Here is a 23,361-nt window from a genome sequence, read left to right on the forward strand (position 1 = left end):
CGGAGCCGCGGCCCGTGGCGTCCGCACCACCGCTGCGCGGCGGTTGTCCGCGCCCGCCGGGAGCCCCGTCGCCGCAGGCGGCAAAGCCGGTCGATAGCCGAAGACCCACCGGGCCGGACTGTCGCGCGACTGACACCACGTGGTCGGCGGTGGACCCGGCATGCCCTCCCCCTCCGGGGAGTGCACCTGGCAGCGGGCGTGAGCCGGAGCGTACGGGGAGCCGGTAGGGCGTTCCCGGGCCCGCCGGTGAATTGACGGTGCGCCCGGTGTTCAAGTGCGCGGCACCGAAACCAGCCGGGACGTATGAATGACGGGTACGCGACGGGCCCGTGGGGGAGGATTGCGGCGTGCGGAAGCTCTGGGTGGGCGTGGGTGTCGGGATCGGGATGTCCCTGTGTTTCATCGGGCTGCTCGTCATCGGCGTGTACTCCGCCGCCTCGAACCTCCTCGGCGGCGGGGGCAAGGGTGCGGTCGGGCTGGCCAAGGGCGCCGTACCCGATCAGTACCAGGCTCTCGTGGCGAAGTGGGGCAACCTCTGTCCTGCCCTCAACCCCGCGATCCTCGCCGCGCAGCTCTATACCGAGAGCAACTGGAATCCCCGGGCCGTGAGCCCCGCGGACGCACGGGGCATAGCGCAGTTCATCCCCGGCACCTGGGCCGCGCACGGACTCGACGGGAACGGGGACGGCAAGCGGGACATCTGGGACCCGCAGGACGCGATCCCCTCGGCGGCCGCGTACGACTGCGACCTCGCCAAGTACGTCAAGAACGTCCCCGGTGACATCACCGACAACATGCTCGCCTCGTACAACGCGGGCTCCTACGCCGTGATCAAGCACTCCGGGGTGCCGCCGTACAACGAGACCCAGGGCTACGTGAAGGCGATCCGCGACCTGTCGAAGAGCTTCGCGCGCCCCGTAGGCCGCGTCGCGCCCTCGCAGCGGGCGGCCGCGGCGATCTACTTCGCGCAGGAGAAGCTGGGGACGCCCTATCTGTGGGGCGGCAACGGCACCAAGGAGGACAACGGTCGCTTCGACTGCTCGGGGCTGACGAAGGCGGCCTACGAATCGGTGGGGATCGACCTGCCGCGCGTGGCGAACGACCAGTGGAACGCGGGGGCCCATCCCAAGCGGGACGAGCTGCTCCCCGGCGACCTGGTCTTCTTCGCGCACGATCTGCGGGATCCGCGCAGCATCCATCACGTGGGGCTGTACGTGGGCGGCGGGTACATGATCAACGCGCCGTACACGGGGGCGGTGATCCGGTTCGACAAAATCGACACGCCGGATTACATCGGTGCGACGAGAGTGACCGAAGACGGTGCGAAAGCGTTGCCTCGTACGAACGGCGCATGAACATCGCACCCTGGGCTACGACGATGGGTCACCCTTCGATAACGTCCTGGTGATCTTTGGGTTGAGGGTGGAACGCCTGGCCGGATCGAGGCGTTCCATGGGGAGTGGGGAAGCAGCGCCGGGGTTGGGCGCACGGACCACGGGGGTCGGCAGCTGGACGTGGAAACAGGCGACAGATAGGGGCCGTGGGACATGGCTGGACTCGTGATGGGGCATCCCATGCCAGAGGCCAGGGGCGGGTCGAACCCCGACGTCAGCCTGCTCTACGAGATCAACGGCATCGCCAAGGACGCGCCCAACTGGCTCGACCGGGTGATGGAGTTCATCGGTGAGTTCGGCATCGTCCTCGGCCTCGGTGTACTCATGCTCTTCGCCTGGTGGAGCGTCCGCAAGAGCGAGGATGCGCCCACGGGTGCCGCCGCGCTGGCGTGGGCTCCGCTCGCCGCCGGGATCGCGCTGCTCGTGAACATCCCGATCAGAGGGTTCGTCAAAAGACCACGCCCGTTCGTGGATCACGGCGGGCTCGACGTCCTGGTCAAGGGCAAGACCGACTTCTCCTTCGTCAGCGACCACGCCACGCTGACCATGGCGCTGGGCGTCGGCCTGTTCGTCGCCCACCGGAAGTACGGGCTCGTCGGGATCGGCCTCGCGCTCCTCGAAGGCTTCTGCCGCGTCTACATGGGCGTGCACTACCCGACCGACATCGTCGGCGGGCTCGCCCTCGGCACGGCCGTCACCCTGCTGCTCGCCCCGCTCGCGATGATGCTGCTCACGCCGCTGGCCCGGACGGTCGCCGGTTCGCGGGCCGGCCGGCTCGTACGGTCGGCCAGGGCGCCCCGGCCCGCGCCGGCGCGGGCCGGGAGCGGTGCCGGGGCGGGCGCGGGGTTCCCCGAGCACCCCCGGCACCGGGACAACGACCTCGCGGCCTGAAGTCCTCCGGCGCCGTCGGCGTCAGAGGGCCTGCGGGAAGGTGAACAGCCTTCCCGCGTCGTACTTCCCCTTGATCTTCGTCAGCCGGTCCGCCGCGTCCCCGTAGTACGCCTTGCGCCAGTCCTTCAGGCCCGCGTCCGCGTAGTTCTGGTACGCGGCGCCCGAGGCGAAGCGCCGCATCGCGGCGTGCGTACCGTCCAGCCACGCGGTCTGGGTGCTCCCCGAACCGCCCGCGGCCCACGAGGTCAGGTACTGCGCGAGGAAGCGCGAGCGGCGGTGCACGAAGGCCGTCGACAGCGGTTGGACGCGGTTGACCGCGCCGCCCAGCGCCGTCAGCTGGATCGAGCCGCCGCCGCTGCCCCCGCTCTTGCCGAATCGTTCCACCTGGTCGATCAGCGCGCGGATGCCCGCGGCCGGGAGCGAGCGGTCGTAGAAGTCGGAACGGGCCGCGTACGTCTCCCGCCCCAGCGAACCGGAGGTCTCTCGTCCGGGGGTCTTGCCCGGCAGATGGCACTGCGTCTGGGTCTTGTCGCCACAGCCCGCGTACGCGCGCATCGAGTCGAGGTAGCCGCGGCGGCGCAGCCCCAGGCCCTTCTTCGGGGCGCTGCCCACCTTGCGTACCAGGGCGTCGAGGGAGTTCTCCAGATCGCCGTAGCTGCCCAGGGAGTACGCGACGACGGAGATACGGGGGGTGCCGCCCGCCGCCACGGCCAGATCGCACGCGGACCAGATCTCGTCCGGCGCGCTCGGGCCCCACTCCTGCCAGGCGCGGATCACATCGGCGGCCTTCGCCCAGGGCCAGGAGACATAGCCGGTCACGCAGTCCGAGGCCTTCCGGGTGCGGAAGCGCAGCTCGGTCACGACGCCGAAGTTGCCGTTGCCCGCGCCGCGCAGTGCCCAGAACAGATCGGTGTTGTGGGAGGAGTCGCAGTCGACGGTCTTGCCGTCGGCCGTGACGAGGGTGGCGCCGGTGAGGCTGTCGCAGGTCAGTCCGTACGCCCGGGAGAGCACACCGTGACCGCCGCCGAGGGTGAGGCCGGAGACGCCGACGGTGGGGCAGGAGCCGGCCGGGATGGTGGCGCCGTGCGTGGCGAGACCGGTGTAGACGTCGATGAGCTTGGCGCCCGCGCCGATCACGGCGGTGGAGGCGGTGGGGGTGCGGACCGTCTTCAGCCGGGAGACGTCGATGACGAGGCGGTCGGTGCCGCTCGACCAACCGGCGTAGCTGTGGCCGCCGTTGCGTATGGAGACGGGTATGGAGTGACGGCGGGCGAAGGCGAGGCACTGCGCTATGTCGCCGGTGCCGGCGACATAGGCGACACCGGCGGGGCGCTGGTTGTCGAAGCGGGTGTTGTAGAGCTGACGGGCGGCCGCGTAGTCGGCGTCACCGGGGCGGACGATGCCGCCGGACAGGCCCTTGCCGAGGGCCGTCCAGTCGGCCGGCTTGGCCTTGGAGGCGGCGGTCACCGAGGTGGACCGGCTCGCGTTGGTCATCCGGGCCGGGCTCGCCTGGGTGGTGTCGTCGGCACACGACGCCGCCCATGTGCCGGCCGCCGCCAGGCCCGTCCCCGTCACCAGCAGCCTGCGCCTGTCCATGGCCATGTCGCCCGCCCGCCCCTTGTCGCCCTGTGCGTGTACGGGGGTTGCCCGTACGTTGGTGCTTGTGCGTGTTGCCCTTGTCTGTCTGACAGATGACGCGTGGGGGTGGGTGGTTCCCTGGCCGCCGGTTTTTGCCTGCCGGCCGTCTTTGCCGCCTGCGGCGGCGGGCGCCCTGCGGGCGCGTCCTCAAGCGCCGGACGGGCTTGATGTGGCCGGCGTCAGTCGACATCAGCCCAACCCAGCCCGTCCGGCGATTGAGGACTACCGCCGCGCAGCGGTCGTGCGGCGTTGGATCATGATCCGCCGGAATGGCCTTCGGCGTCTTCGCGGGCCAGGGAGCGGGCGCGGCGGGCGGGGCCGGACCAGCCGCAGGTGCACCGGGCCGTGCAGAACGACCCTCTCTCGCTCGTGCTGACGTGGTGCTCGGTGGGGTCCTGCGCCGTCGGCCGTGCGGGTGGGGGCGCGGGCTGGTTCGCGGGTGCTGGGTCGGACACGTGACCACGCTACCGGGCCGTGACGGTGACACCCGCGCGGTCGTTGGACGGATCGGGGTCCACAGCGTTTTCGGTAGGGGGCTGGCGGTCATGGTGGTGCGAGGAGCAGGACGCGGGGGCGCGGTCGCCGGTGCCGTGCTCGCGGGCGGCGTCGCCGTCGCTCTGCTGGCGTCCGGCTGCGTCCCGCTGACCGCGTCCTACGAGCCGCGGGGCGGCGGGAGTGGCGGCCGGCCCTACTCCGCCCGGCCGGTCCACGGGACGGCGGCCGTGGCCGACCCGCGCCGGGTGCTCGGTACCGTGCGCCGGGCCGCCGCCGTTCTCACCCGGGAGGGTGGTGCGAAGGTCGCCACGTCCATGGAGACCGTCAGCGGCGGCACCCGGCTGACCATCCAGGGCTCGGGCGTCTACGACTTCGCCCGGCCGGTCGGCGAGTTGACGGTGCTGCTGCCCGAGGACGCGGCGGGGGCTGCCGAACACCGGCCGATCACCGAGGTCTTCACGCCGGGCGGGCTGTACATGAAGAACCGCGGCGCGGGGGTGCCCGCCGACAAATGGGTGCGGCTGGACACGGCCGCGCTCCCCGACGGGAACCTCCTCACGAGCGGGGCCACCGACCCGCTCGCCGCGGCCGAACTGCTGCGCGGTGCCCGTGAGGTGACGTACATGCGGGACGAGCGGGTAGGCGGAGACCGTGTGGGGCACTACTGGGGGACGATCGATCTCGGACGCGCCGCGCGCGCGGCACCGGCTCGCGACCGGGGGCCCCTCGCCGCGGCGGCGAAAGGGTTCTCCAGCGGCACGGTGGCCTTCGACGTCCTCATCGACGAGCAGGGCAGACCGCGCGAGCTGCGCTACCGGTTCAGCGTGGCGGGCGGGCGGAGCGATACCGAGGGCACCGGCGCGGACGCCGGTGAGCGCGGCGCCGCAACTGCCGACGGGAGCCGCGGCGGGGGCGTGCCGGCCACGGCGATCGCCGCCACCACGGCCGCGGCGGCGCGGCCCGCGCCGTCCGCGGTGCCGATGACCGTCGTCTCGACCGTCCGGCTCTCCGGCTTCGGCACGGCGGTCAGGGTCGGGCTGCCGACGCCCGGCGATATCTATGCGGGGACGGTGGGTTCGCCGCAGAAATAGTGCGGCAGGGCGTAGTTGGCCATGGAAATGGTCCATCTGTGCCATGCGCGGAGTGTGTACCGATCACTACGCTGTACACCGGGTGCCGGGGTTTCGGCACGGGTACCGGGAAGGCGCGGTCGCGGTGGGCCGTGCGGAATCCGGCGCGGAATCCGCCGGAGAACGAGCAAAGAATACGCAAAGCCCGAACGAAGAGCAGAGCGGAAGACCGACGACCCGAGGAGGTGAATCACGTGGTGTCGCGACCCGGTTCGTCCGGTGGGCCGGATCCCGTGGCCCTCATCGAGATCGATCTCTACGGGGAGCTGATGATCGCCGCGTCGAGCGTGGACGAGGACCGGCTCAGCCCGGACCGTATCGATGAAGTGCTCCGCGTCGAACCGCGTGGCGGGGGCGACGGGCAGGGGGGCCGGGACGGCCGCTGAGCGGCCCGGTGTCCGGGCTACGTGCGCAGCAGGCGCGCGATGGCCGCGCTGGCCTCGGCGACCTTGGCGTCGATCTCCGCGCCGCCCTTGAGGGCCGCGTCGGCGACGCAGTGGCGCAGGTGCTCCTCCAGCAGCTGGAGGGCGAACGACTGCAGGGCCTTGGTGCTCGCCGAGACCTGCGTGAGTATGTCGATGCAGTAGACGTCTTCCTCGACCATGCGCTGGAGGCCGCGGATCTGGCCCTCGATCCGGCGCAGACGCTTGAGGTGCTGGTCCTTCTGCTTGCTGTAGCCGTGGGGCCCGGAGTGCTCCTCGGGCGCGGCGGCGGCGCCGTGGCAGGGCGCCGCGCCCGACGGTTCGGTGGTGCCGGTCACTGCGGCTTCCGTGGTCGTCATGGCGTCCTCCGTCGTTCTGCCCGTGGCGGCTGTCCGTGTCGTGCGGTGTGCCCGCGTGCCGTGGTGTCGCTGATGGCTGTGCGGCGCTCACTCAGGGTGCGTGCGCGCGAGTGCGGCGCTTCGGCGGTGCGTATAACGGTTCGTATACCCCGTGACATACCCCGGCCCGGTATATGGTACAGAAATTTATGGCCGGGTACGGCCGGAAGGTCGGCCTGGAAGCGGGACCGGCTTGGTCAGCACTCTGCTCGATGGGCGACACTGAGGGAATGCCAGTTAGCTGTGGCCGGATGATGCGCCTAGCATCAACGAGACCGAATCCGCTGCACCCCGAGGATCCCACGTGCGCTTTCGTCTGACCCCCAGGGAGACGAGCTTCTACGACATGTTCGCCGCGTCCGCGGACAACATCGTCACGGGCTCCAAGCTCCTCATGGAACTGCTCGGAGCGGACACCTCCGCCCGGGCCGAGATCGCCGAGCGGATGCGGGCAGCGGAGCACGCGGGTGACGACGCGACGCACGCGATCTTCCACCAGCTGAACTCCTCCTTCATCACGCCGTTCGACCGCGAGGACATCTACAACCTCGCGTCCTCGCTCGACGACATCATGGACTTCATGGAAGAGGCGGTCGACCTGGTCGTCCTCTACCAGGTCGAGGAACTGCCGAAGGGCGTCGAGCAGCAGATCGAGGTCCTCGCGCGGGCCGCGGAGCTGACGGCCGAGGCGATGCCGAACCTGCGGACCATGACCAACCTCACGGAGTACTGGATCGAGGTGAACCGGCTGGAGAACCAGGCGGACCAGATTCACCGCAAGCTCCTCGCCCAGCTCTTCAACGGCAAGTACGACGCGATCGAGGTGCTCAAGCTCAAGCAGATCGTCGATGTGCTGGAGGAGGCGGCCGACGCGTTCGAGCACGTCGCCAACACCGTCGAGACCATCGCGGTCAAGGAGTCCTGACCCCCGGTGGACACGTTCGCACTCGTCGTGACCATCGCGGTCGCGCTCGGCTTCACGTATACCAACGGCTTTCACGACTCCGCGAACGCCATCGCGACCTCGGTCTCCACGCGGGCGCTGACCCCGCGCGCGGCCCTCGCGATGGCGGCGGTGATGAACCTCGCCGGTGCCTTCCTGGGCAGCGGCGTCGCCAAGACCGTCAGTAAGGGCCTGATCGAGACGCCGGTGGGCGACAAGGGGATGGGCATCCTCTTCGCGGCACTGATCGGCGCGATCGCCTGGAACCTGATCACCTGGTACTTCGGGCTCCCGTCGTCGTCCTCGCACGCCCTGTTCGGCGGCATGGTCGGCGCGGCCCTCGCGGGAGGCACGACCGTCATCTGGTCGGGTGTCCTGGAGAAGGTCGTCATCCCGATGTTCGTGTCACCCTTCATCGGGCTGTTCCTCGGCTATCTGGTGATGGTCGTGATCATGTGGATGTTCCGGAAGTCCAACCCGCACAAGGCCAAGCGCGGTTTCCGGATCGCGCAGACGGTCTCGGCGGCGGGCATGGCGCTCGGCCACGGTCTCCAGGACGCGCAGAAGACCATGGGCATCGTGGTGATGGCCCTGGTCATCGCCGATGTGCAGGACGCGGGCGCCGCGATCCCGGTCTGGGTCAAGATCGCCTGCGCGCTGACGCTGTCGCTCGGCACGTACGCGGGCGGCTGGCGGATCATGCGGACGCTGGGCCGCCGGATCATCGAGCTGGACCCGCCGCAGGGCTTCGCGGCCGAGACGACGGCGGCGTCGGTCATGTACACGGCGTCGTTCATGTTCCACGCGCCGATCTCGACCACGCATGTCATCACCTCCGCGATCATGGGCGTGGGCTCGACCAAGGGCTCGCGCGCGGTGCGCTGGGGCGTCGCGAAGAACATCGTGATGGGCTGGTTCATCACGATGCCGGCCGCCGCGGTGGTCGCCGCGTTCAGCTACTGGATCGTGTACCTCGCGTTCGGCTGACCGCCGGCCGACGCGTGAGCGTACGGAAAACGGACGGGCCCGCCCCCTGGTAGTCACCGGGGGGCGGGCCCTTCGCCTTGCGGCGGCACCGCCATGCAGCGCCGCAAGGCGGGTCAAAGGGGCGGCTACCCGAAGCGGCCCGAGATGTAGTCCTCGGTGGCCTGGACCGAGGGGTTGGAGAAGATCCGCTCGGTGTCGTCGATCTCGACGAGCTTGCCCGGCAGCCCCACGCCCGCGAGGTTGAAGAACGCCGTCCGGTCCGAGACCCGGGCCGCCTGCTGCATGTTGTGCGTCACGATGACGATCGTGAAGCGCTCCTTCAGCTCCCCGATCAGGTCCTCGATGGCGAGGGTGGAGATCGGGTCCAGCGCCGAGCAGGGCTCGTCCATGAGCAGGACCTGCGGCTCGACGGCGATGGCGCGGGCGATGCACAGACGCTGCTGCTGGCCGCCGGAGAGGCCCGCTCCCGGCTTGTTCAGCCGGTCCTTGACCTCCTTCCACAGGTTGGCGCCCTGGAGGGACCTCTCGACGATGCCGTCCAGCTCCGCCTTCCGCACGCGGCCCCCGTTGAGCCGGATGCCCGCGGCGACGTTGTCGTAGATCGACATGGTCGGGAACGGGTTCGGCCGCTGGAAGACCATGCCGACCGTGCGGCGCACGGAGACCGGGTCCACGCCGGGGCCGTAGAGGTTCTCGTCGTCCAGCATCACCTTGCCCTCGACGCGGCCGCCGGGGGTGACCTCGTGCATGCGGTTCAAGGTGCGCAGGAAGGTGGACTTGCCGCAGCCGGAGGGGCCGATGAAGGCGGTCACGGAGCGGGGTTCGACGGTCATCGAGATGTCCTCGATGGCCTTGTGGTTGCCGTAGTAGGCGTTCAGGCCGCCGACGTCGATGCGCTTGGCCATGTGAATCAACTTCTTTCGCGACCGCGGTCAGCGGCTGGTTTTCGGGGCCTTCCAGCGGGCGATGCCGCGGGCCACCAGGTTCAGGATCATGACGAAGGCGATGAGGACCAGGGCCGCCGCCCAGGCGCGGTCGTAGCTGGCCTCGTTGCCGGCCGCCCACTGCTCGTAGATGTAGTACGGCAGGGAGGACTGGGCTCCGTCGAAGGGGTTGTTGTTGATCACCTGGGAGCCGAACACCAGGAGCACGATCGGGGCGGTCTCACCGGCGATGCGGGCGACCGCGAGCATCACACCGGTGGCGATGCCGCCGATGGCGGTGGGCAGGACGACCTTGAGGATCGTGCGCCACTTGGGGACGCCCAGGGCGAGGGAGGCCTCGCGCAGCTCGTTGGGGACGAGCTTGAGCATCTCCTCGGTGGAGCGGACCACCACGGGCATCATCAGGATCGACAGGGCCATCGAACCGGCGAAGCCGGAGTAGCCGAAGTCGAGCATGATGATCCAGAAGCTGAGGATGAACAGCCCCGCGACGATCGACGGGATGCCCGTCATGACGTCCACGAAGAACGTGACGGCCTTCGCGAGCCGGCCGCGCCCGTACTCCACCAGGTAGACGGCGGTCAGCAGGCCGATGGGGGCGGAGATGGCGGTGGCGAGGCCGACCTGCTCCAGGGTGCCGATGATCGCGTGGTAGACGCCGCCGCCGGGCTGGATGGTCAGGACGCCGGACATCGAGTGGGAGAGGAAGCCGCCGTCGAGGACCTCGGTGCCCCGGGCCACGGTCTCCCACACCAGGGAGACCAGCGGGACGACGGCGAGCAGGAAGCAGACCCACACCAGGCTGGTGGCGAGACGGTCCTTGGCCTGCCGGCGGCCTTCGACGCCGGCGGCGAGGACGTACATCCCGACGACGAAGAGCAGCCCGGCGATCAGGCCCCACTGGATCCGGCTGCCGAGCCCGGCGCCGAGGCCGATGCCGACGGCCACGGCGGCCGCGGCGAGGGCGAGGGCGGGCGGGGTCCAGCGCGGCAGCCGGGGCTGGCGCAGGGTGTACGGGCGCGGGGTGCCGTCGGCGACCGGGGGCTTGTCCATGGTCACGCTCATGCCGTGTACTCCTTGCGGCGCGCGATGATCATCCGGGCCGCGCCGTTGACCAGCAGGGTCAGCACGAACAGCACCAGACCCGAGGCGATCAGGGCGTCCTTGCCGATCTCACCGGACTCCTTGAAGCTGCTCGCGATGTTCTGCGCGAACGTGCCGCCGCCCGGGTCGAGCAGGCTCTTGCCGATCAGGAAGCTCGGGGACAGGACGGTCGCGACCGCCATCGTCTCGCCGAGGGCGCGGCCGAGGCCCAGCATCGAGGCGCTGATGACGCCCGAGCGGCCGAACGGCAGCACCGACATCCTGATGACCTCCCAGCGGGTCGCGCCGAGCGCGAGCGCCGCCTCCTCGTTCATCCTCGGGGTCTGCAGGAACACCTCGCGGCTGACGCTGGTGACGATCGGCAGGATCATGATCGCCAGCAGGATGCCGATGGTGAAGAGCGACCGGGGGGCGCCGTCGTGGTACTCGAAGATCCCGGTCCAGCCCAGGTAGTCGTCCAGCCAGCCGTAGAGGCCCCCGAGGTGCGGCACCAGGAACAGGGCGCCCCACAGGCCGTAGACGATGGACGGGACGGCGGCGAGCAGGTCGATGACGTAGCTCAGCGGCGTCGCGAGCCTGCGCGGCGCGTAGTGCGAGACGAAGAGCGCGACCCCGATGGCGACGGGCACGGCGATCAGCATCGCGATCAGCGAGCTGACGACGGTGCCGAAGGCCAGGACCGCGATGCCGAAGACCGGCGGGGTGGAGTTGGCGCTCCACTCGAAGGTGGTGAAGAAGTCGCCCTCGTTGTGCGAGAGGGCGTTCACGGCCCGCACGGCGAGGAACGCCGCGATCGCGGCCATGATCACCAGAAGCAGGATGCCGGAGCCGCGGGAGAAGGCCAGGAAGATCCGGTCACCGGGGCGGGTGGCCGATTTCGCCTGCTCGGCCGGGGCGGCCGGGGCGTCGGCCAAAGGCGGCGGGGCTACTGAGGTTGCGGGAGTTATGTCCATTTTGTATCCACGGGTTCTCCGGTCTGCGAAGCCGGTGGGGGCTCCGGGCGCGGCGGTGCACCGGATGGTGCGGCCGGCCCCCGGGAAGGGGCCGGCCGCACACGGTCAGGAGAGGCTCGCGATGTTCTCGCGGACCTTCTTCGCGATCTCGGAGGGCAGCGGGGCGTAGCCCATCCCCTTGAGGACGGCCTGGCCGTCCTCGCTCGCGATGTAGGTCAGGAAGGACTTGGTGGCGGGCAGCGTGTCGGCCTTGTTGCCCTGGTCGCCGACGACCTCGTACGTCACCAGGGTGATCGGGTAGGCGCCGTCGGCCTTGGTGGCGTAGTTGAGCTTGAGCGCGAGGTCCTTGCCGGTGCCGACGATCTTCGCCTCGGCGATGGCCTTGGACGCGTTGTCGGAGGAGGCCTCGACCGGGGCGGAGGCTCCGGTGTTGAGCTTCACCGTCTTGATCGAGTTGGCGGTGGCGTAGGAGAGCTCGAAGTACGAGATCGCGCCCGCGGTCTGCTTGACCTGCGAGGACACCCCGGCCGAGCCATCGGCGGACTGGCCGCCCTTGGCCTTCCACGCCTTGGCGGGCTCATGCGGCCAGGACTTGTCGGCGGCGGCCTTGAGGTACTTGGTGAAGTTGTCCGTGGTGCCCGACTCGTCCGAGCGGTGGAACGCCTGGATCTTGAGGTCGGGGAGCTTGGCGTCCGGGTTGAGCTTCTTGATCGCCTCGTCGTTCCACTTCTCGATCTTCGAGTCGAAGATCTTGGCGAGGGTGTCGGCGTCCAGCACCAGGTTGTCCACCCCGGGGACGTGGTAGCCGATGGCGATCGGGCCGCCGAGCAGCGGGAGGTTGATGCCCTGGCCGCCCTTGACGACCTGCTTGGACTTCGTGACCTCGTCCGGCTTGAGCGCCGAGTCGGAGCCCGCGAAGGCGGTCTTGCCCTGGAGGAACTCCTGGATGCCCGCGCCCGAGCCGGTGGGCTTGTAGTTGATCTGTACGTCCTTGCAGGCGGCCATGTAGTTCTTGACCCACAGGTCCATGGCGTTCTTCTGCGCGGACGAACCGGACGCCAGCAGCTGGCCCTTGCCCTCGCACTTGATCTTGCCGGCACCCTGCGTGTTGCCCCCGCCGGTGGACCCGCCGCCGCTGTTGTCGTCCGAGCCGCACGCGGTGAGTACCAGGGCACCGGAAACGGCGATGGCGCCGAGGGCGACTGCGCGGAGTCGGTTCTTACGCTGAAGCTTCACTTTCGGGTGTTCCTTTCGGGAGCCGCCGCGAGGCGGCGTGCGAGAGGTCGGTGGTGCTGTTCCGCTGAGCGGCCGGCCGGTCTGCCCCGCAGTTGATTCTGGGGTCTGACCTGCCGATTCAACGTGTTCGGCGGTACGGGGGCGGGGCCTGTTCGGCCGTTGGGCTCGCACCTTCCACCGTCGAAATTAGGCAGAACAGGTGAAGCGGTCGATGGGGAAGAGTGAACGGGAGGTGAACCTCGGCCGTCAGTGTGGTGGCCCTGACCGGGGGCCGGTTTCCGGCCGAGTCCGTGAGAGATCTCTACCGGTTTTCGATCCTCCGTGGCACCATCCGTTTCTCGTGTGACGGCATGTCAGGCGTGGGGGCGGAAGTCGCGGAGGTGTCCTGTGAGGCGGAACGGCGGCGGGGTCGCGGGTGCGAGGGACGGCCGTGGTGAACCGGTGGCGGGTTTCGGCCCGAGCCGAGGCAGACGCACGGCCGTGGCGACCGCGCTCGTGTGCGCGGTCGTGACCGGGGTGCTCGCCGCGCCGGGCGTGGCCCACGCGGACCCCAGCCCCACGCGACGGAGCCTGGAGGACGTCCACAAGGAAGTGGAAGACCTCTACCGCAAGGCGGAGGCGGCCACGGACGCCTACAACGCGGCGAGCGAGGCGCAGTCCCGCCAGGAGAAGTCGATCGTGGAGATCGCCCGCTCGGTGACCGCGGCCCAGGAACGCATGGCCCGCCTCAAGAACCAGGCCGGAGCCCTGGCCCGCTCCCAGTACCGGGCCGGCGGGATGCCGGACGGCGCCCGGCTCTTCTTCGACGCCGCACCCGAGTCCTTCCTCGACGGCGTCTCCCTCGCCCACAAGGGCGAACAGGCCACCCGGGGGCTGCTCGCCCAGGTCGCGGCCACGCAGAAGAAGCTCGACGGCTACGCCAGGGCCGCCGACGAGCGCTGGAAGAAGCTCGACGGCGAGCGGAAGAAGAAAGAGGACGCGAAGAAGGAGATCGAGACCCGGCTGAAGGACGCCAAGCGGATCGAGGAGCGGCTGCAGGAGAAGGAACGGGAACGGCTGCGCCTGCTCGAAGAGGAGCGCGCCCGCGAGGCCCAGCGCCGGTGGCTCGCCTCCCAGCCCGTGAAGGACGTCACGTGGGAGGCGGGTTCGAACGCTTCGGGCTCGGGTGGCAGCCCGAACGCGGGCTCGCAGGCGTCGAGCACGGAGGGTGAGCGGGCCGTCGGCTTCGCGACGGCGCAGATCGGCAAGAACTACGTCTGGGGCGCGGTGGGCCCGGACACGTACGACTGCTCCGGCCTGACCCTGCGGGCCTGGGAGGCCGCCGGACGGGCGATCCCCCGCACGTCACAGGAGCAGTGGCGGCAGCTCCCGAAGGTCGACATCAAGGACATGCGCCCCGGTGATCTGGTCATTTACTTCGCGGACGCGAGTCATGTGGCCATGTACGTGGGCGGCGGCACGATGGTCCACGCACCGAGGCCTGGCCGGCAGGTGACGTTGGCGGGGGCGGGGTCGATGCCGATTCTGGGTGTGGTGCGGCCGGGGTAGCCGGCAGCTTCGCTGCGGGTCGCTTCTTCCGGCCGCGGGCCGTCGTGGCCGCCTGCGGCGGCGCGGCGCCCTGCGGGCGCGTCCTCAATCGCCGGACGGGCTTGATGTGGCTGGGCTCGGCCAAAACCAGCCCGTCCGGCGATTGAGGACAACCGCCGCGCAGCGGTGGTGTGGGTGCCACGGGCCCGCAGAGCGCCCGCGGCCCGGTGCCACGGGCCCGCAGCGCGCCGGCCGCCACGGCCCGGTGATCGTCAAAGCCGCCGCGCAGTGGCGCCGGCGTCTACTCGACGGACGGCGAGTCCCCCCGCCGCGTGATGTTTGTCATTGGTCAATTCACCCCCCACGCGCCAAAAGCCGTAGGGGACAAGGCATATGACAGTGGTGCTTGGCGTCATGCCATTCCGTTGGCCCAAGCCTTGGCGCTAGGGTCGCGTTCGGTGCCCCCGGTCGGTGGGTGCCGTGCCCTCGGGGGGTGGGAAGGAAGCCGAACGATGCCCGAACCCGCGCCGAGCCCGGCGGAGCAGCCCGCCGTGCTGCCCGACGGCGGGCTGACCCTGCTGGTGATCGAGGACGATCCCCACGGGTCGCTGTCGTTCCCCGAGCTGCGGGATACGGCGGGCAAGCCGGTCCGGGTCCGTACAGCCCGTAATCTCACCGAGGGTGAACGGCTGCTCACCGATGATGTGCAGTGCATCCTGCTCGACCTCGATCTGGCGGGCGTGGAGTGCCTGCCGGGGAAGACGGACGACGGGTTCGAGACGCTGCGCGCGGTGCTGCGGCTCGCGCCGCGCCAGGCCGTGCTCGTGCTCACCCCCGAGGGGGACGCCGAACGCGCGGCGGCGGCCGTGCGGGTCGGGGCGCAGGACTACCTCTTCCGCGACGAACTCGACGCCCGGGTGCTCAGCCGGGCCATTCGCTACGCCGTGGAGCGCAAGCGCGCGGATCTCGCGCAGCGGCAGCTCACCGAGTCGCGACTGACCGCGCAGGAGAACGCCCGGCTCGAGCGGGGGCTGCTGCCGACGCCGCTGCTGGCGGGCTCCGATCTGCGGTTCGCCGCCCGCTACCGGCCGGGCCGCAGCCGGGCGTTGCTCGGTGGTGACTTCTACGACACGGTCCGCACCCCCGACGGCACGGTGCACGCGATGATCGGCGATGTCTGCGGCCACGGCCCGGACGAGGCGGCGCTCGGGGTGGAACTCCGTATCGCGTGGCGCGCGTTGACGCTGGCCGGGTTGTCGGGTGACGAACTGCTGTCCACGCTCCAGCAGGTGCTGGAGTACGAACGTGCGGACGAGGAGATCTTCGCGACGCTGTGCACGGTCGACATAGCGCCGGACGGCCGGCGTGCCGGGTTGTGCCTGGCCGGTCATCCGGCGCCGTTGGTGGTCCGCTCCGGGCATGCCCCGCATCTGCTTCCGCAGGAGGACGGCGGTCCGGCGCTCGGGCTGTTGCCGCGTGCCCGCTGGCCGCGTCGTCAGGTCGAACTCGGCGGTGTCTGGAGCCTGATGATGTACACCGACGGGCTGATCGAAGGCCGGATCGGCGAGGGCACGCAGCGGCTCGGCCAGGAGGGCGTGGTGGAGCTGATCACCCGCCAGGTCAAGGAGGGGCTGAGCGGTGAGGACCTGCTGGACGCGGCCGTCACGGAGGTCCGGGCGCTCAACGGCGGCGACTTGACGGACGACCTGGCGGTACTGCTGCTCGACTGGGGCTAGGCCCTGGCCGGCGCTTGAGGACGCGCCCGCAGGGCGCCGGAAGGGGCGGCCCTGTGCGACGGGCGGTGGTTCCGGGTGCCCAGCGGCTAGCGACGCGGCTTGGGCCAGCTCCGCCGGCCGTTGATCCGCTTGAGGGTCGCACGGACGTCCACGTAGTAGACGATGGTGGCGATGAGGGCGGCGAGGATGAGCAGGAACCCCAGTCCGCCGAAGATGCCCGCCAGCGAGGCCCAGCCGCCGCCCAGATGGCGGGCGGAGGGCAGCCCGGAGACCAGGGCGGCGAGGGTCGTGACGACGAGCCAGAACCGCTTGGTCTGCTTGCCGACCGCCCGGAAGGCGTCCTCGCGGGTGGTCGCGGCGTCGACGACCGCGGCCAGGGCGAACAGGCATAGCACGACGGGAAGCCATTCCCCCAGCCAGTCCAGTGCGCTGCCGAACCCGTCCACCAACACGCGGCTCACCTCAAGGTCGATTCATCGCGGACGCTTGCGCGCCACCGTACCCGCAGAACGGTCCGGGCACGCGGGACGCGCACCCGGACCGACGCGGAGTGCTTACTCGCCGGCCTTCGGGTCGGCCTTCTTCACGGCGGGCTTGCGGGGAGCGGGCTTCTTCACGGCCGACTTGGTGTCGTCCGGGGCCACGGTGACGGAGTCCTGCGCGGCGCCGGCCGGTTCGGCCTGGGCGGCCGGGACGTCCGTGCGCGGCTCGCTGTCCGGCTCGATGGCCACGGCGATCTCCGCGACCTCCTCGGCGGCCTCGCCGCGCCAGGTCTTCACGGCGCCACGGCCACGGTCGGCCAGCTGCTCGAACTTCTCACCGGCGGCGGCCGCGAGGCCGACGGCCTGCCCGACGCCCTGGAGCGCCAGGTCCTGCGCGGTCTGGCCCAGCTTCTTCACGTCGGCGTCGAAGGTCCCGATGATCTCGGTGACCTTGGTGCTGACCGTGGTCTGCACCTCCTTGGCCTGCCGCGTCACCTTCTCTTGGACGGCCTTGGGGTCGGTCTTGCGCAGCTTCTCGATGCGCTCGGGTGCCTCGGTGACGAGCTGCCCGATCTTCTCGGCGGTCAGATCGGCCGCACCGGCCGCGGCGTAGGCGGTGTCGGTGGCGGCCTTGCGGATGTCTTGGGCGATGGCCATAACGATGGTCTCCCGGATCAGCTCGAAGGTGTGCCGGCGTCTTTGCCGTCGTCGTCCGTCGCGAGCCCGTTCTCCTTGCGGAAGGACTCGTAGATCTGGAGCAGCACCTGTTTCTGCCGCTCGTTGATCGAGGGGTCGGCGAGGATCACACTGCGGACCTCCGCCTCTTCCCTGTCCCGTTCGTCGAGGATCCCGGCCTGCACGTACAAGGTCTCGGCGGAGATCCGCAGCGCCTTGGCCAGCTGCTGCAGGATCTCGGCGCTCGGCTTGCGCAGGCCGCGCTCGATCTGGCTGAGATACGGGTTGGACACTCCCGCGGCGTCGGCGAGCTGGCGCAGCGTCAGCTGCGCACTGCGGCGCTGTTCCCGCAGATACTCACCGAGGTTGCCGACGTTGAGTGATGCCATGGAGCCGATGCTGCCGCATCTTGCTAACTTTTGCAAGCACCTGCTTGCAAAAGTGTGCCGCACCTTTAGGGGTCGGCCTTGGGGTGTCCGCTCACGCACGCAAGGAGGCCGAACGGTGGTGGTGAACACGCCGGAGCCGGACGGCGAGGACGTGTCGGAGCTTGGCGGGGACCGCACGGACCCCTCCACCCGGCTGGAGGGCTGGCGCCGGTTCGCCGAAGAGGGCCCGGCCGTCTTCGACTTGCTGCCCGAACAGCAGTGGCGGGCACTGAGCCCGCCGATGCTGGACGCCTACGACGAGGCCCGCATCGCCTACCACTCCAACTGGGCCGGCGCAGCCGCGAGGGAACTACGCACAACGAGCTCAGCGTCCATCCCGACACACAAGATCACGGATGGCCACGGAGACCCGGGACATGGCAGACGCAGCTACTCGATACCTCTACCTTGCTCGGCACGGTGAAGCGTCAGAAGATGAGACGACCCTGACGGAGAGCGGCCGGCGTCAAGCCATTCTGCTCGGTGAACGGCTCCAGAACACGCCACTTTCAGCGATCTACCACGGTCCGCTGCCCCGGGCGCAACAGACGGCCCGGCTGATCAGCGCACAACTTGGCACCGTCCCATTGCACGAGTCGGAACTGGCCGGCGACTACGTCCCCCATCTACCTACAAAGGACGAGCTGCCGCCGGCTTCGGCCGACGCCATGCTCGGCTTCCTCGATCAGGTTCCCGACGAGGAGCGCAACCGCGGTCCAGCACTGGCCCGGGAAGCACTCACAGAATTCACAGGTCCGGTCGAAGGAGATCGTCCCCGCCACGAACTGGTCGTCACCCACAACTTCCTCATCGGATGGCTGATCCGAGCCGCCCTCGACGCACCCGAGTGGCGCTGGATGGGCCTCAACCACGGCAACGCAGCCCTGACGGTCATCCGATACACACCCGGCAAGCCGTCCTCCGTGCTGTTCTACAACGACATGCGGCACCTGCCCACAGAACTGCGCTGGACCGGCTTCCCGTCCGAACTTCGCATCTGACCAAGAAGGCCGTTTGCCCGGAATCGAGTGAGAGGACCCTGCAAACCCGTCTCACTCAAGTCCGGGCACCGCAGGTCAGGGGACCGCCTCACCCGGACTTATCCGAGACCGGACAGAGGGGCATTGCGGAGGCCAAGGCGCGGGCGGTGTCGGCGAAGTACTGCTCGTCGGCATCGGGGGCGAGGCCGAGGGGAACGCCCTGGGCGAGGCCGACGAACAGTGCCCTGAGGGCGGTGGTCAGGCGTTGTGCCTGTTGCGGCGTCACGACGCTTCCGTGGTGCGGCCTTCCGGTGAACAGCGCGACCAGGTGGTTCTCCTGCTCGCGTACGGACGAGGCGAGTCGGGTTCGCAGGTCGGGGTCGTGCAGGGCCATGTCGAGCAGGGTGATCTGGAGCGACAGGCGGGAGAGTGCGTCGGGGCCGTCACAGCCACGCCGGTAGTACCGGGCGAAGGCGTCGACCGCTTCGAGCAGGTCGAGCCCGGCGGGAACCGCCTGCTCGATCTCCTCGTAGTACGGCCGCAGATGGTCGGCCACCAGGGCCACCACCAGGCCGTTCTTGCTCCCGAACAGCGAGTAGACGGCGCCGGTGGTCAGGCCGGCGCGATCGGCGATCTCCTCGAGCCTGGCCCGGTATCCGTCCCGGGAGACGACCTGGAGCGCAGCGTCCAGCAAGGCCCGGCGGTTGCGTTCCTTGGCTTCGGCTCTCGTCATTCTCATAGTTTGATTATTACCGTAATCTCATTACGGAATCGTCGGGACGAGCTTGGAGGAGGACGCTCATGGCCCAGGCCGTGGCATCGCGGGTGACCCGCCAGACGGTGGGCGCCATCGCCGACGGCGCCTTCAAGGTGCTGCTCGCCGCTGTCTACATCGTCGGCGCCGCCCCGCTCAGCCGGTTGCTCGGCGTGTCGGCCCGGCTGATGGTCGTCTCGGGGGTGGCCCTGCTGATCGGCGGTGGTATCGAGATCGGTTACACGCGCGGCCGGTCGATGCGCACGTACACGCGGCTCATGATCGCCTACGACTGCGGCTGGATACTGGCGGCCCTGGCCGGCCTTCTGATGGCGTGGCGGGGGAGCGGGGCCGGCGGTGAGGTCTGGGTGGGGTACCAGACGGCCGCCCCCCTCGTGTTCGCCGCACTGCTGGTCGTCGCGGCCCCTGTGTGCGTGGACTCGGGCGCTCGCGTGGAGAACTCCGCCCGCTGACGGTGGGGTTGCCGCCGCGCGGCGGTGTGCGCCCATGGGGCGCCCGTCGCCGCGGGCGGCGGGACGGTGCCCCGTTCGCGGGTCCTCAGTCGAGGCAGAACTCGTTGCCCTCGACGTCCTGCATCACGATGCACGACTCGTTGACACCATCGGCGGACAGGAGTCGCACGCGTACCGCGCCGAGCGCGACCAGGCGGGCGCACTCGGCTTCGAGCGTGGCGAGGCGCTCGTCACCCACGAGCCCGATGCCGGCCCGCACGTCGAGATGGACCCGGTTCTTGACGACCTTGCCCTCGGGGACGCGCTGGAAGAACAGTCGCGGGCCCACGCCCGAGGGATCGACGCACGCGAACGCCGAATCCTGTATCTCCGGCGGCAGCGAGTGATTGAAGTCGTCCCACGTGGCGAACCCCTCCGGCGGCGGCGGTACGACGTACCCCAGCACCTCGCACCAGAAGCGCGCGACGCGCTCGGGTTCCGCACAGTCGAAGGTGACTTGGACCTGCTTGATCGACGTCATCGGCCCACCATAGCCACCGGGCGGTGAGTCGCTGTGAAGCGGATCACAGCGGCGGCCTGTCACGGTTCGCCGGTGCGGCGTGTCTCGATGGGCATGCGAGGAAAGGAGCCGGGTGTGGAGGACGCCTTCACCGAGCACCGACCACTGTTGTTCACCATCGCCTACGAGATGCTCGGCAGCGCCACGGACGCCGAGGACGTGCTGCAGGAGAGCTATCTGCGGTGGAGCGCGGTCGATCCGGCCACGGTCGGGCATCCGCGGGCCTATCTGGTCCGCGTGGTGACCCGGCAGGCCCTCAACCATCTGCGCGCGGTCAAGGCGCGGCGCGAGGAGTACATCGGTACCTGGCTGCCCGAGCCGATCCGCACCGCACCCGAGGTGAGCGAGGACGTGATCCTGGCCGAGTCGGTGTCGATGGCCGTGATGCTCGTCCTGGAGACGCTGAACCCCACCGAGCGCGCGGTGTTCGTGCTGCACGACGTGTTCGGCTACACCCATGGCGAGATCGCCGCCTCGATCGGGAAGACCGAGGCCACCGTCCGGCAGATCGCCCACCGCGCGCGCAGGCACGTCCACGCGCGGCGGCGCCGCTTCGAGCCCGACTCCGAGGCGAGCCGGGAGATCGTCCGGAGGTTCCTGCACGCGGCGACGACCGGTGAGGTGCAGGCGTTGATGGACCTGCTGGCGCCCGACGCCGTGCAGATCTCCGACGGCGGCGGGAAGGTGGTCGCCGCCCGCCGCCCGATCACCGGCCGCGACGAGGTCGCCCGGTTCGTCCTCGGCGTGCTCCGCACCACCACCGCGGCGACCCGCGTCGAGCACGCCGCCTACAACGGCATGCCCGCGGCACGGTTCGTCACCGACGGCGAACTCGACTGGCTGGTCGCGTTCGAGATCCACGACGGACGGATCACCGGCCTCTACGGCATGCGCAACCCGGACAAGCTGCACCGCGCCGAGACGGTGCTCCCACTCGACCGAGGAGGTCACCAGCCGTGGAAACCATGACGGTGGAACGTGTCATCGACGCCCCGATCGACGAGGTGTTCGCCTGGCTCACCACGACCACCCACTACACGCGCTCGCCCCTGGTGGTGCGCTGCCGCCTGACCCGGCAGGGCGAGGGCGCGCCCTACGGAGTCGGCGCGGTCCGCAGCCATCTCTGGCTGATCGGCTGGTTCCGGGAACGCATCACGCGGTACGACCCGCCGTACGTCACCGAGTACGTCGTCGAGCGCAGTCTGCCGCCGTCCCGGCACGAACTCGGCCGTATGACGTTCAGCGAGGTCGACGGGGGAACGCGGGTTCTGTGGACCACCCGCGCCGAGATCCCCGTCCCCTTGCTCGGTGGCTTCTTCACCCGGCGCGTCGCGCGGCCGATCATCACCCGCACCTTCGGCAACATCCTCGACGCCGCCGGTGCCGCGCTGGCCCCACCGCGCCCTCCCCGCTGATCCGTGAACCGGGTGGGGGCGAGCGGCCGTCGCGTGGGTGCCGTCACGGTTCCACGAGGGTGGGCCGGAGACGGCCGGCGGCCGTGTCGATCACTTCGTCCAAGACGTCGCGGGAGCGGATCAGGTCATCGATCATCCGGTTGATGCGGTCCCGTTCCGTGGCGAGTTCGGTGACCAGCTGCGGGGTGGCGATCTCGGACGGGCCGCCGTCGGTGTCCCGCATGCAGGGGAGCAGCAGCGCGATCTTCTTGCTGTTCAGCCCGGCGGCGTAGAGCGCCTGAACGCGGATGACCCGGTCGACCGCCCAGTCACCGTAGACGCGGTGACCACTGGGAGTGCGCTCGGCGCGCAGCAGCCCCTGTGTCTCGTAGTAGCGCAACGAACGCTCGCTCACGCCGGTGCGCCGAGCCAGTTCACCGATCCGCATTCCCCACCCCGTCCGCCGGTGCGCGCATTTGAACCTGACATTGGTGTCAACTCCTACCGTACGGCCATGACGAACACACGAGTTGACTCCCGCCTCTTCGAGCCCACCAGCCTCGGCGCTCTCGCGCTGCCGAACCGTCTGGTGATGGCACCGCTGACCCGTAACCGCGCCGGTGCCGATGGCGTCCCCCAGCCGATCATGGCCACGTACTACGCGCAGCGCGCCTCCGCGGGACTGATCATCGCCGAGGCCGCCACGCCGAACGCCGTGGGGCAGACCTACCCCCACATCCCAGCGATCTACAACGACGCGCACGTGGCCGGATGGCGGCAGGTCACCGATGCGGTGCGGGACGCGGGCGGCCGGATGTTCCTGCAACTGCAGCACGGGGGCCGGGTCGGGCACCCCTACAACAGCGGGCTGACGCCGGTCGCGCCGTCGCCGATAGCGCTCCCGGAGACGATCCACACCCCCAGCGGACGCCAGGACGCCGTCGTGCCCCGGGAGATGACACCGGAGGACATCCGTACGACCGTGGCCGATTTCGCCGCCGCCGCCCGCAAGGCTGTGGACGCCGGCTTCGCCGGGGTGGAGGTGCACGCCGCCAACGGCCACCTGCTGCACCAGTTCATGGCGCGGGGCACCAACCACCGCACCGACGCCTACGGCGGCTCGGTCGCCGGGCGCATCCGGTTCGCGGTCGAGGTGGTCCGGGCGGTCGCCGACGCGATCGGTGCCGAGCGGGTGGGGCTGCGCATCTCGCCGGGGGTGACCGTCAACGGCATCGACGAGGGCGACACCGAGAGCATCTACCCGGCCCTCGTCGAGGCCCTGTCCGATGCCGGGCTCGCCTACTTGCACGTCGTCTTCGCCGACCCGGAGCAGCCCCTCTTCCAGGGCATCCGGAAGGCCTGGCCGGGGACGCTGATCGCCAACCCCGTGCTGGGGTGGGGCGGGCCGCTGCCCGCCGACGGCGGACGGGAGGCGGGGGAGCGACTGCTCGCCGCCGGGGCCGACCTGATCTCGCTCGGCCGTGCGTTCCTGGCCAATCCCGACCTCGTCGAACGGCTGCGCGTCGGCGCCCCGCTCAACCCGGTGGCGGACACGGGCCTGATGTACGTGGGCGGGGCGGCCGGGTACACCGACTATCCGGTACTGGCCGCGACCTGACGGCCGACGGTTGAGGGTTGGGAGGCGGGTGGCGCGGGAGTGGTCTCGGTCACGTGCTGGAAGGTTGTACCGGAACGCGTCTCGATTGGATGGCCCTCGCATTGCGCGGGCGTCACGATTGCGCGGACGGGGGTCTTCGCCGGATCGCCAGGCGAAAACAGGCCTTATTTTCGGGGTCCACAACAAATTCCGCGTGTCAC

At 70.1% G+C, this 23,361-nt stretch carries 27 protein-coding genes; 14 read left to right on the forward strand and 13 right to left on the reverse strand.

The window, feature by feature from the left end; translation table 11 throughout:
* The first annotated feature begins 347 nt into the window (after positions 1 to 347).
* Positions 348 to 1,355, forward strand: coding sequence for a C40 family peptidase (locus ACZ6MA_RS12235; RefSeq protein WP_469433185.1), 1,008 nt, complete (start codon positions 348 to 350; stop codon positions 1,353 to 1,355).
* Positions 1,356 to 1,574: 219 nt separating this feature from the next.
* Positions 1,575 to 2,285, forward strand: a complete 711-nt coding sequence (locus ACZ6MA_RS12240) for a phosphatase PAP2 family protein (protein WP_469433187.1) — start codon at positions 1,575 to 1,577, stop codon at positions 2,283 to 2,285.
* Between the two features lie 21 nt (positions 2,286 to 2,306).
* On the opposite strand, the gene ACZ6MA_RS12245 is transcribed toward ACZ6MA_RS12240, so the two are convergent.
* The gene (locus tag ACZ6MA_RS12245) at positions 2,307 to 3,881 is read right to left on the reverse strand and encodes an FAD-binding oxidoreductase (protein WP_469434068.1); all 1,575 of its coding nucleotides are present in this window, start codon (positions 3,879 to 3,881) and stop codon (positions 2,307 to 2,309) included.
* Positions 3,882 to 4,177: 296 nt separating this feature from the next.
* On the reverse strand, positions 4,178 to 4,378 hold the full coding sequence (locus ACZ6MA_RS12250) for a hypothetical protein (protein WP_469433188.1): 201 nt from the start codon (positions 4,376 to 4,378) through the stop codon (positions 4,178 to 4,180).
* Between the two features lie 90 nt (positions 4,379 to 4,468).
* Between ACZ6MA_RS12250 and ACZ6MA_RS12255 the strand changes: the two genes are divergently transcribed.
* Together ACZ6MA_RS12255 and ACZ6MA_RS12260 are read left to right on the forward strand one after the other, a co-directional pair.
* On the forward strand, positions 4,469 to 5,509 hold the full coding sequence (locus tag ACZ6MA_RS12255) for a hypothetical protein (protein WP_469433189.1): 1,041 nt from the start codon (positions 4,469 to 4,471) through the stop codon (positions 5,507 to 5,509).
* A gap of 236 nt (positions 5,510 to 5,745) precedes the next feature.
* On the forward strand, positions 5,746 to 5,934 hold the full coding sequence (locus ACZ6MA_RS12260) for a hypothetical protein (RefSeq protein ID WP_469434069.1): 189 nt from the start codon (positions 5,746 to 5,748) through the stop codon (positions 5,932 to 5,934).
* 17 nt (positions 5,935 to 5,951) lie between these two features.
* Here ACZ6MA_RS12260 and ACZ6MA_RS12265 read toward each other — a convergent pair whose 3' ends face one another.
* Entirely contained in the window at positions 5,952 to 6,329 is a 378-nt protein-coding gene (locus ACZ6MA_RS12265) for a metal-sensitive transcriptional regulator (RefSeq protein ID WP_469433191.1), read from the reverse strand.
* A 343-nt stretch (positions 6,330 to 6,672) separates the two neighbouring features.
* Here ACZ6MA_RS12265 and ACZ6MA_RS12270 point away from each other — a divergent pair, with 343 nt between their 5' ends.
* A complete protein-coding gene (locus ACZ6MA_RS12270; RefSeq protein ID WP_116213255.1) occupies positions 6,673 to 7,293 on the forward strand; it encodes a DUF47 domain-containing protein in 621 nt (206 codons plus the stop codon).
* 6 nt (positions 7,294 to 7,299) lie between these two features.
* Positions 7,300 to 8,298: an inorganic phosphate transporter gene (locus ACZ6MA_RS12275; RefSeq protein ID WP_469433192.1), complete on the forward strand. Its 999-nt coding sequence runs from the start codon at positions 7,300 to 7,302 to the stop codon at positions 8,296 to 8,298.
* 125 nt (positions 8,299 to 8,423) lie between these two features.
* Here the strand turns inward: ACZ6MA_RS12275 and pstB are convergent, their stop codons facing one another.
* The 4 genes from pstB to pstS form a co-directional block, all read right to left on the reverse strand.
* Positions 8,424 to 9,203 (reverse strand): phosphate ABC transporter ATP-binding protein PstB, encoded by a 780-nt coding sequence (pstB, locus tag ACZ6MA_RS12280; protein WP_469433194.1) that lies wholly within the window; start codon positions 9,201 to 9,203, stop codon positions 8,424 to 8,426.
* 27 nt (positions 9,204 to 9,230) lie between these two features.
* Positions 9,231 to 10,307 (reverse strand): phosphate ABC transporter permease PstA, encoded by a 1,077-nt coding sequence (pstA, locus tag ACZ6MA_RS12285; RefSeq protein ID WP_469433195.1) that lies wholly within the window; start codon positions 10,305 to 10,307, stop codon positions 9,231 to 9,233.
* Complete coding sequence (gene pstC / locus ACZ6MA_RS12290; RefSeq protein WP_469433197.1) at positions 10,304 to 11,299, reverse strand: phosphate ABC transporter permease subunit PstC; 996 nt, start codon at positions 11,297 to 11,299, stop codon at positions 10,304 to 10,306. The genes pstA and pstC overlap by 4 nt, the downstream gene beginning before the upstream one ends.
* A 105-nt stretch (positions 11,300 to 11,404) precedes the next feature.
* Positions 11,405 to 12,535 carry a phosphate ABC transporter substrate-binding protein PstS gene (pstS, locus tag ACZ6MA_RS12295; RefSeq protein ID WP_469433198.1) on the reverse strand — a complete coding sequence of 377 codons (1,131 nt, stop codon included), beginning with the start codon at positions 12,533 to 12,535 and terminating at the stop codon, positions 11,405 to 11,407.
* 480 nt (positions 12,536 to 13,015) lie between these two features.
* Here pstS and ACZ6MA_RS12300 point away from each other — a divergent pair, with 480 nt between their 5' ends.
* Together ACZ6MA_RS12300 and ACZ6MA_RS12305 are read left to right on the forward strand one after the other, a co-directional pair.
* Positions 13,016 to 14,083, forward strand: a complete 1,068-nt coding sequence (locus ACZ6MA_RS12300) for a C40 family peptidase (protein ID WP_469433199.1) — start codon at positions 13,016 to 13,018, stop codon at positions 14,081 to 14,083.
* Positions 14,084 to 14,574: 491 nt separating this feature from the next.
* Positions 14,575 to 15,798, forward strand: coding sequence for a PP2C family protein-serine/threonine phosphatase (locus tag ACZ6MA_RS12305; RefSeq protein WP_469433200.1), 1,224 nt, complete (start codon positions 14,575 to 14,577; stop codon positions 15,796 to 15,798).
* 86 nt (positions 15,799 to 15,884) lie between these two features.
* On the opposite strand, the gene ACZ6MA_RS12310 is transcribed toward ACZ6MA_RS12305, so the two are convergent.
* From ACZ6MA_RS12310 to ACZ6MA_RS12320, 3 genes are all read right to left on the reverse strand, one after another.
* Positions 15,885 to 16,250, reverse strand: coding sequence for a DUF2516 family protein (locus tag ACZ6MA_RS12310; RefSeq protein ID WP_469433202.1), 366 nt, complete (start codon positions 16,248 to 16,250; stop codon positions 15,885 to 15,887).
* Positions 16,251 to 16,352: 102 nt separating this feature from the next.
* Positions 16,353 to 16,937 (reverse strand): hypothetical protein, encoded by a 585-nt coding sequence (locus ACZ6MA_RS12315; protein ID WP_469433203.1) that lies wholly within the window; start codon positions 16,935 to 16,937, stop codon positions 16,353 to 16,355.
* Positions 16,938 to 16,954: 17 nt separating this feature from the next.
* Positions 16,955 to 17,344, reverse strand: a complete 390-nt coding sequence (locus ACZ6MA_RS12320; RefSeq protein ID WP_130879243.1) for a helix-turn-helix domain-containing protein — start codon at positions 17,342 to 17,344, stop codon at positions 16,955 to 16,957.
* A gap of 115 nt (positions 17,345 to 17,459) precedes the next feature.
* Between ACZ6MA_RS12320 and ACZ6MA_RS12325 the strand changes: the two genes are divergently transcribed.
* Together ACZ6MA_RS12325 and ACZ6MA_RS12330 are read left to right on the forward strand one after the other, a co-directional pair.
* On the forward strand, positions 17,460 to 17,807 hold the full coding sequence (locus tag ACZ6MA_RS12325) for a hypothetical protein (RefSeq protein WP_469433204.1): 348 nt from the start codon (positions 17,460 to 17,462) through the stop codon (positions 17,805 to 17,807).
* On the forward strand, positions 17,761 to 18,384 hold the full coding sequence (locus ACZ6MA_RS12330) for a histidine phosphatase family protein (protein WP_469433206.1): 624 nt from the start codon (positions 17,761 to 17,763) through the stop codon (positions 18,382 to 18,384). Before ACZ6MA_RS12325 ends, ACZ6MA_RS12330 begins: the two co-directional genes overlap by 47 nt.
* 88 nt (positions 18,385 to 18,472) lie before the next feature.
* Here ACZ6MA_RS12330 and ACZ6MA_RS12335 read toward each other — a convergent pair whose 3' ends face one another.
* Positions 18,473 to 19,096, reverse strand: coding sequence for a TetR/AcrR family transcriptional regulator (locus ACZ6MA_RS12335; RefSeq protein ID WP_469433207.1), 624 nt, complete (start codon positions 19,094 to 19,096; stop codon positions 18,473 to 18,475).
* A 68-nt stretch (positions 19,097 to 19,164) separates the two neighbouring features.
* Here ACZ6MA_RS12335 and ACZ6MA_RS12340 point away from each other — a divergent pair, with 68 nt between their 5' ends.
* Positions 19,165 to 19,590, forward strand: a complete 426-nt coding sequence (locus ACZ6MA_RS12340) for a hypothetical protein (protein ID WP_469433208.1) — start codon at positions 19,165 to 19,167, stop codon at positions 19,588 to 19,590.
* Between the two features lie 85 nt (positions 19,591 to 19,675).
* On the opposite strand, the gene ACZ6MA_RS12345 is transcribed toward ACZ6MA_RS12340, so the two are convergent.
* Positions 19,676 to 20,110: a VOC family protein gene (locus tag ACZ6MA_RS12345; protein WP_469433210.1), complete on the reverse strand. Its 435-nt coding sequence runs from the start codon at positions 20,108 to 20,110 to the stop codon at positions 19,676 to 19,678.
* Between the two features lie 168 nt (positions 20,111 to 20,278).
* On the opposite strand from ACZ6MA_RS12345, the gene sigJ reads away from it, so the two are divergent.
* Together sigJ and ACZ6MA_RS12355 are read left to right on the forward strand one after the other, a co-directional pair.
* On the forward strand, positions 20,279 to 21,118 hold the full coding sequence (gene sigJ / locus ACZ6MA_RS12350) for an RNA polymerase sigma factor SigJ (protein ID WP_469434071.1): 840 nt from the start codon (positions 20,279 to 20,281) through the stop codon (positions 21,116 to 21,118).
* Positions 21,106 to 21,564: an SRPBCC family protein gene (locus ACZ6MA_RS12355; RefSeq protein ID WP_469433211.1), complete on the forward strand. Its 459-nt coding sequence runs from the start codon at positions 21,106 to 21,108 to the stop codon at positions 21,562 to 21,564. Before sigJ ends, ACZ6MA_RS12355 begins: the two co-directional genes overlap by 13 nt.
* A 43-nt stretch (positions 21,565 to 21,607) precedes the next feature.
* Here ACZ6MA_RS12355 and ACZ6MA_RS12360 read toward each other — a convergent pair whose 3' ends face one another.
* Positions 21,608 to 21,991 (reverse strand): MerR family transcriptional regulator, encoded by a 384-nt coding sequence (locus ACZ6MA_RS12360; RefSeq protein ID WP_469433213.1) that lies wholly within the window; start codon positions 21,989 to 21,991, stop codon positions 21,608 to 21,610.
* Positions 21,992 to 22,057: 66 nt separating this feature from the next.
* Between ACZ6MA_RS12360 and ACZ6MA_RS12365 the strand changes: the two genes are divergently transcribed.
* Positions 22,058 to 23,161, forward strand: coding sequence for an alkene reductase (locus ACZ6MA_RS12365; RefSeq protein ID WP_469433214.1), 1,104 nt, complete (start codon positions 22,058 to 22,060; stop codon positions 23,159 to 23,161).
* Positions 23,162 to 23,361: the final 200 nt, after the last annotated feature.

It is taken from the genome of Streptomyces sp. NPDC042259, assembly GCF_055582085.1.

Excerpts from the sequence above, each read along its gene's own strand:
- ACZ6MA_RS12240 (WP_469433187.1), top strand. The coding sequence starts at position 1,575 with ATGCCAGAGGCCAGGGGCGGGTCGAACCCCGACGTCAGCCTGCTCTAC.
- ACZ6MA_RS12245 (WP_469434068.1), bottom strand. The coding sequence starts at position 3,881 with ATGGACAGGCGCAGGCTGCTGGTGACGGGGACGGGCCTGGCGGCGGCC.
- ACZ6MA_RS12255 (WP_469433189.1), top strand. The coding sequence starts at position 4,469 with ATGGTGGTGCGAGGAGCAGGACGCGGGGGCGCGGTCGCCGGTGCCGTG.
- ACZ6MA_RS12265 (WP_469433191.1), bottom strand. The coding sequence starts at position 6,329 with ATGACGACCACGGAAGCCGCAGTGACCGGCACCACCGAACCGTCGGGC.
- pstB (WP_469433194.1), bottom strand. The coding sequence starts at position 9,203 with ATGGCCAAGCGCATCGACGTCGGCGGCCTGAACGCCTACTACGGCAAC.
- pstA (WP_469433195.1), bottom strand. The coding sequence starts at position 10,307 with ATGAGCGTGACCATGGACAAGCCCCCGGTCGCCGACGGCACCCCGCGC.
- pstC (WP_469433197.1), bottom strand. The coding sequence starts at position 11,299 with ATGGACATAACTCCCGCAACCTCAGTAGCCCCGCCGCCTTTGGCCGAC.
- ACZ6MA_RS12305 (WP_469433200.1), top strand. The coding sequence starts at position 14,575 with ATGCCCGAACCCGCGCCGAGCCCGGCGGAGCAGCCCGCCGTGCTGCCC.
- ACZ6MA_RS12315 (WP_469433203.1), bottom strand. The coding sequence starts at position 16,937 with ATGGCCATCGCCCAAGACATCCGCAAGGCCGCCACCGACACCGCCTAC.
- ACZ6MA_RS12320 (WP_130879243.1), bottom strand. The coding sequence starts at position 17,344 with ATGGCATCACTCAACGTCGGCAACCTCGGTGAGTATCTGCGGGAACAG.
- ACZ6MA_RS12330 (WP_469433206.1), top strand. The coding sequence starts at position 17,761 with ATGGCAGACGCAGCTACTCGATACCTCTACCTTGCTCGGCACGGTGAA.
- ACZ6MA_RS12335 (WP_469433207.1), bottom strand. The coding sequence starts at position 19,096 with ATGACGAGAGCCGAAGCCAAGGAACGCAACCGCCGGGCCTTGCTGGAC.
- ACZ6MA_RS12340 (WP_469433208.1), top strand. The coding sequence starts at position 19,165 with ATGGCCCAGGCCGTGGCATCGCGGGTGACCCGCCAGACGGTGGGCGCC.
- ACZ6MA_RS12345 (WP_469433210.1), bottom strand. The coding sequence starts at position 20,110 with ATGACGTCGATCAAGCAGGTCCAAGTCACCTTCGACTGTGCGGAACCC.
- sigJ (WP_469434071.1), top strand. The coding sequence starts at position 20,279 with ATGCTCGGCAGCGCCACGGACGCCGAGGACGTGCTGCAGGAGAGCTAT.
- ACZ6MA_RS12360 (WP_469433213.1), bottom strand. The coding sequence starts at position 21,991 with ATGCGGATCGGTGAACTGGCTCGGCGCACCGGCGTGAGCGAGCGTTCG.
- ACZ6MA_RS12365 (WP_469433214.1), top strand. The coding sequence starts at position 22,058 with ATGACGAACACACGAGTTGACTCCCGCCTCTTCGAGCCCACCAGCCTC.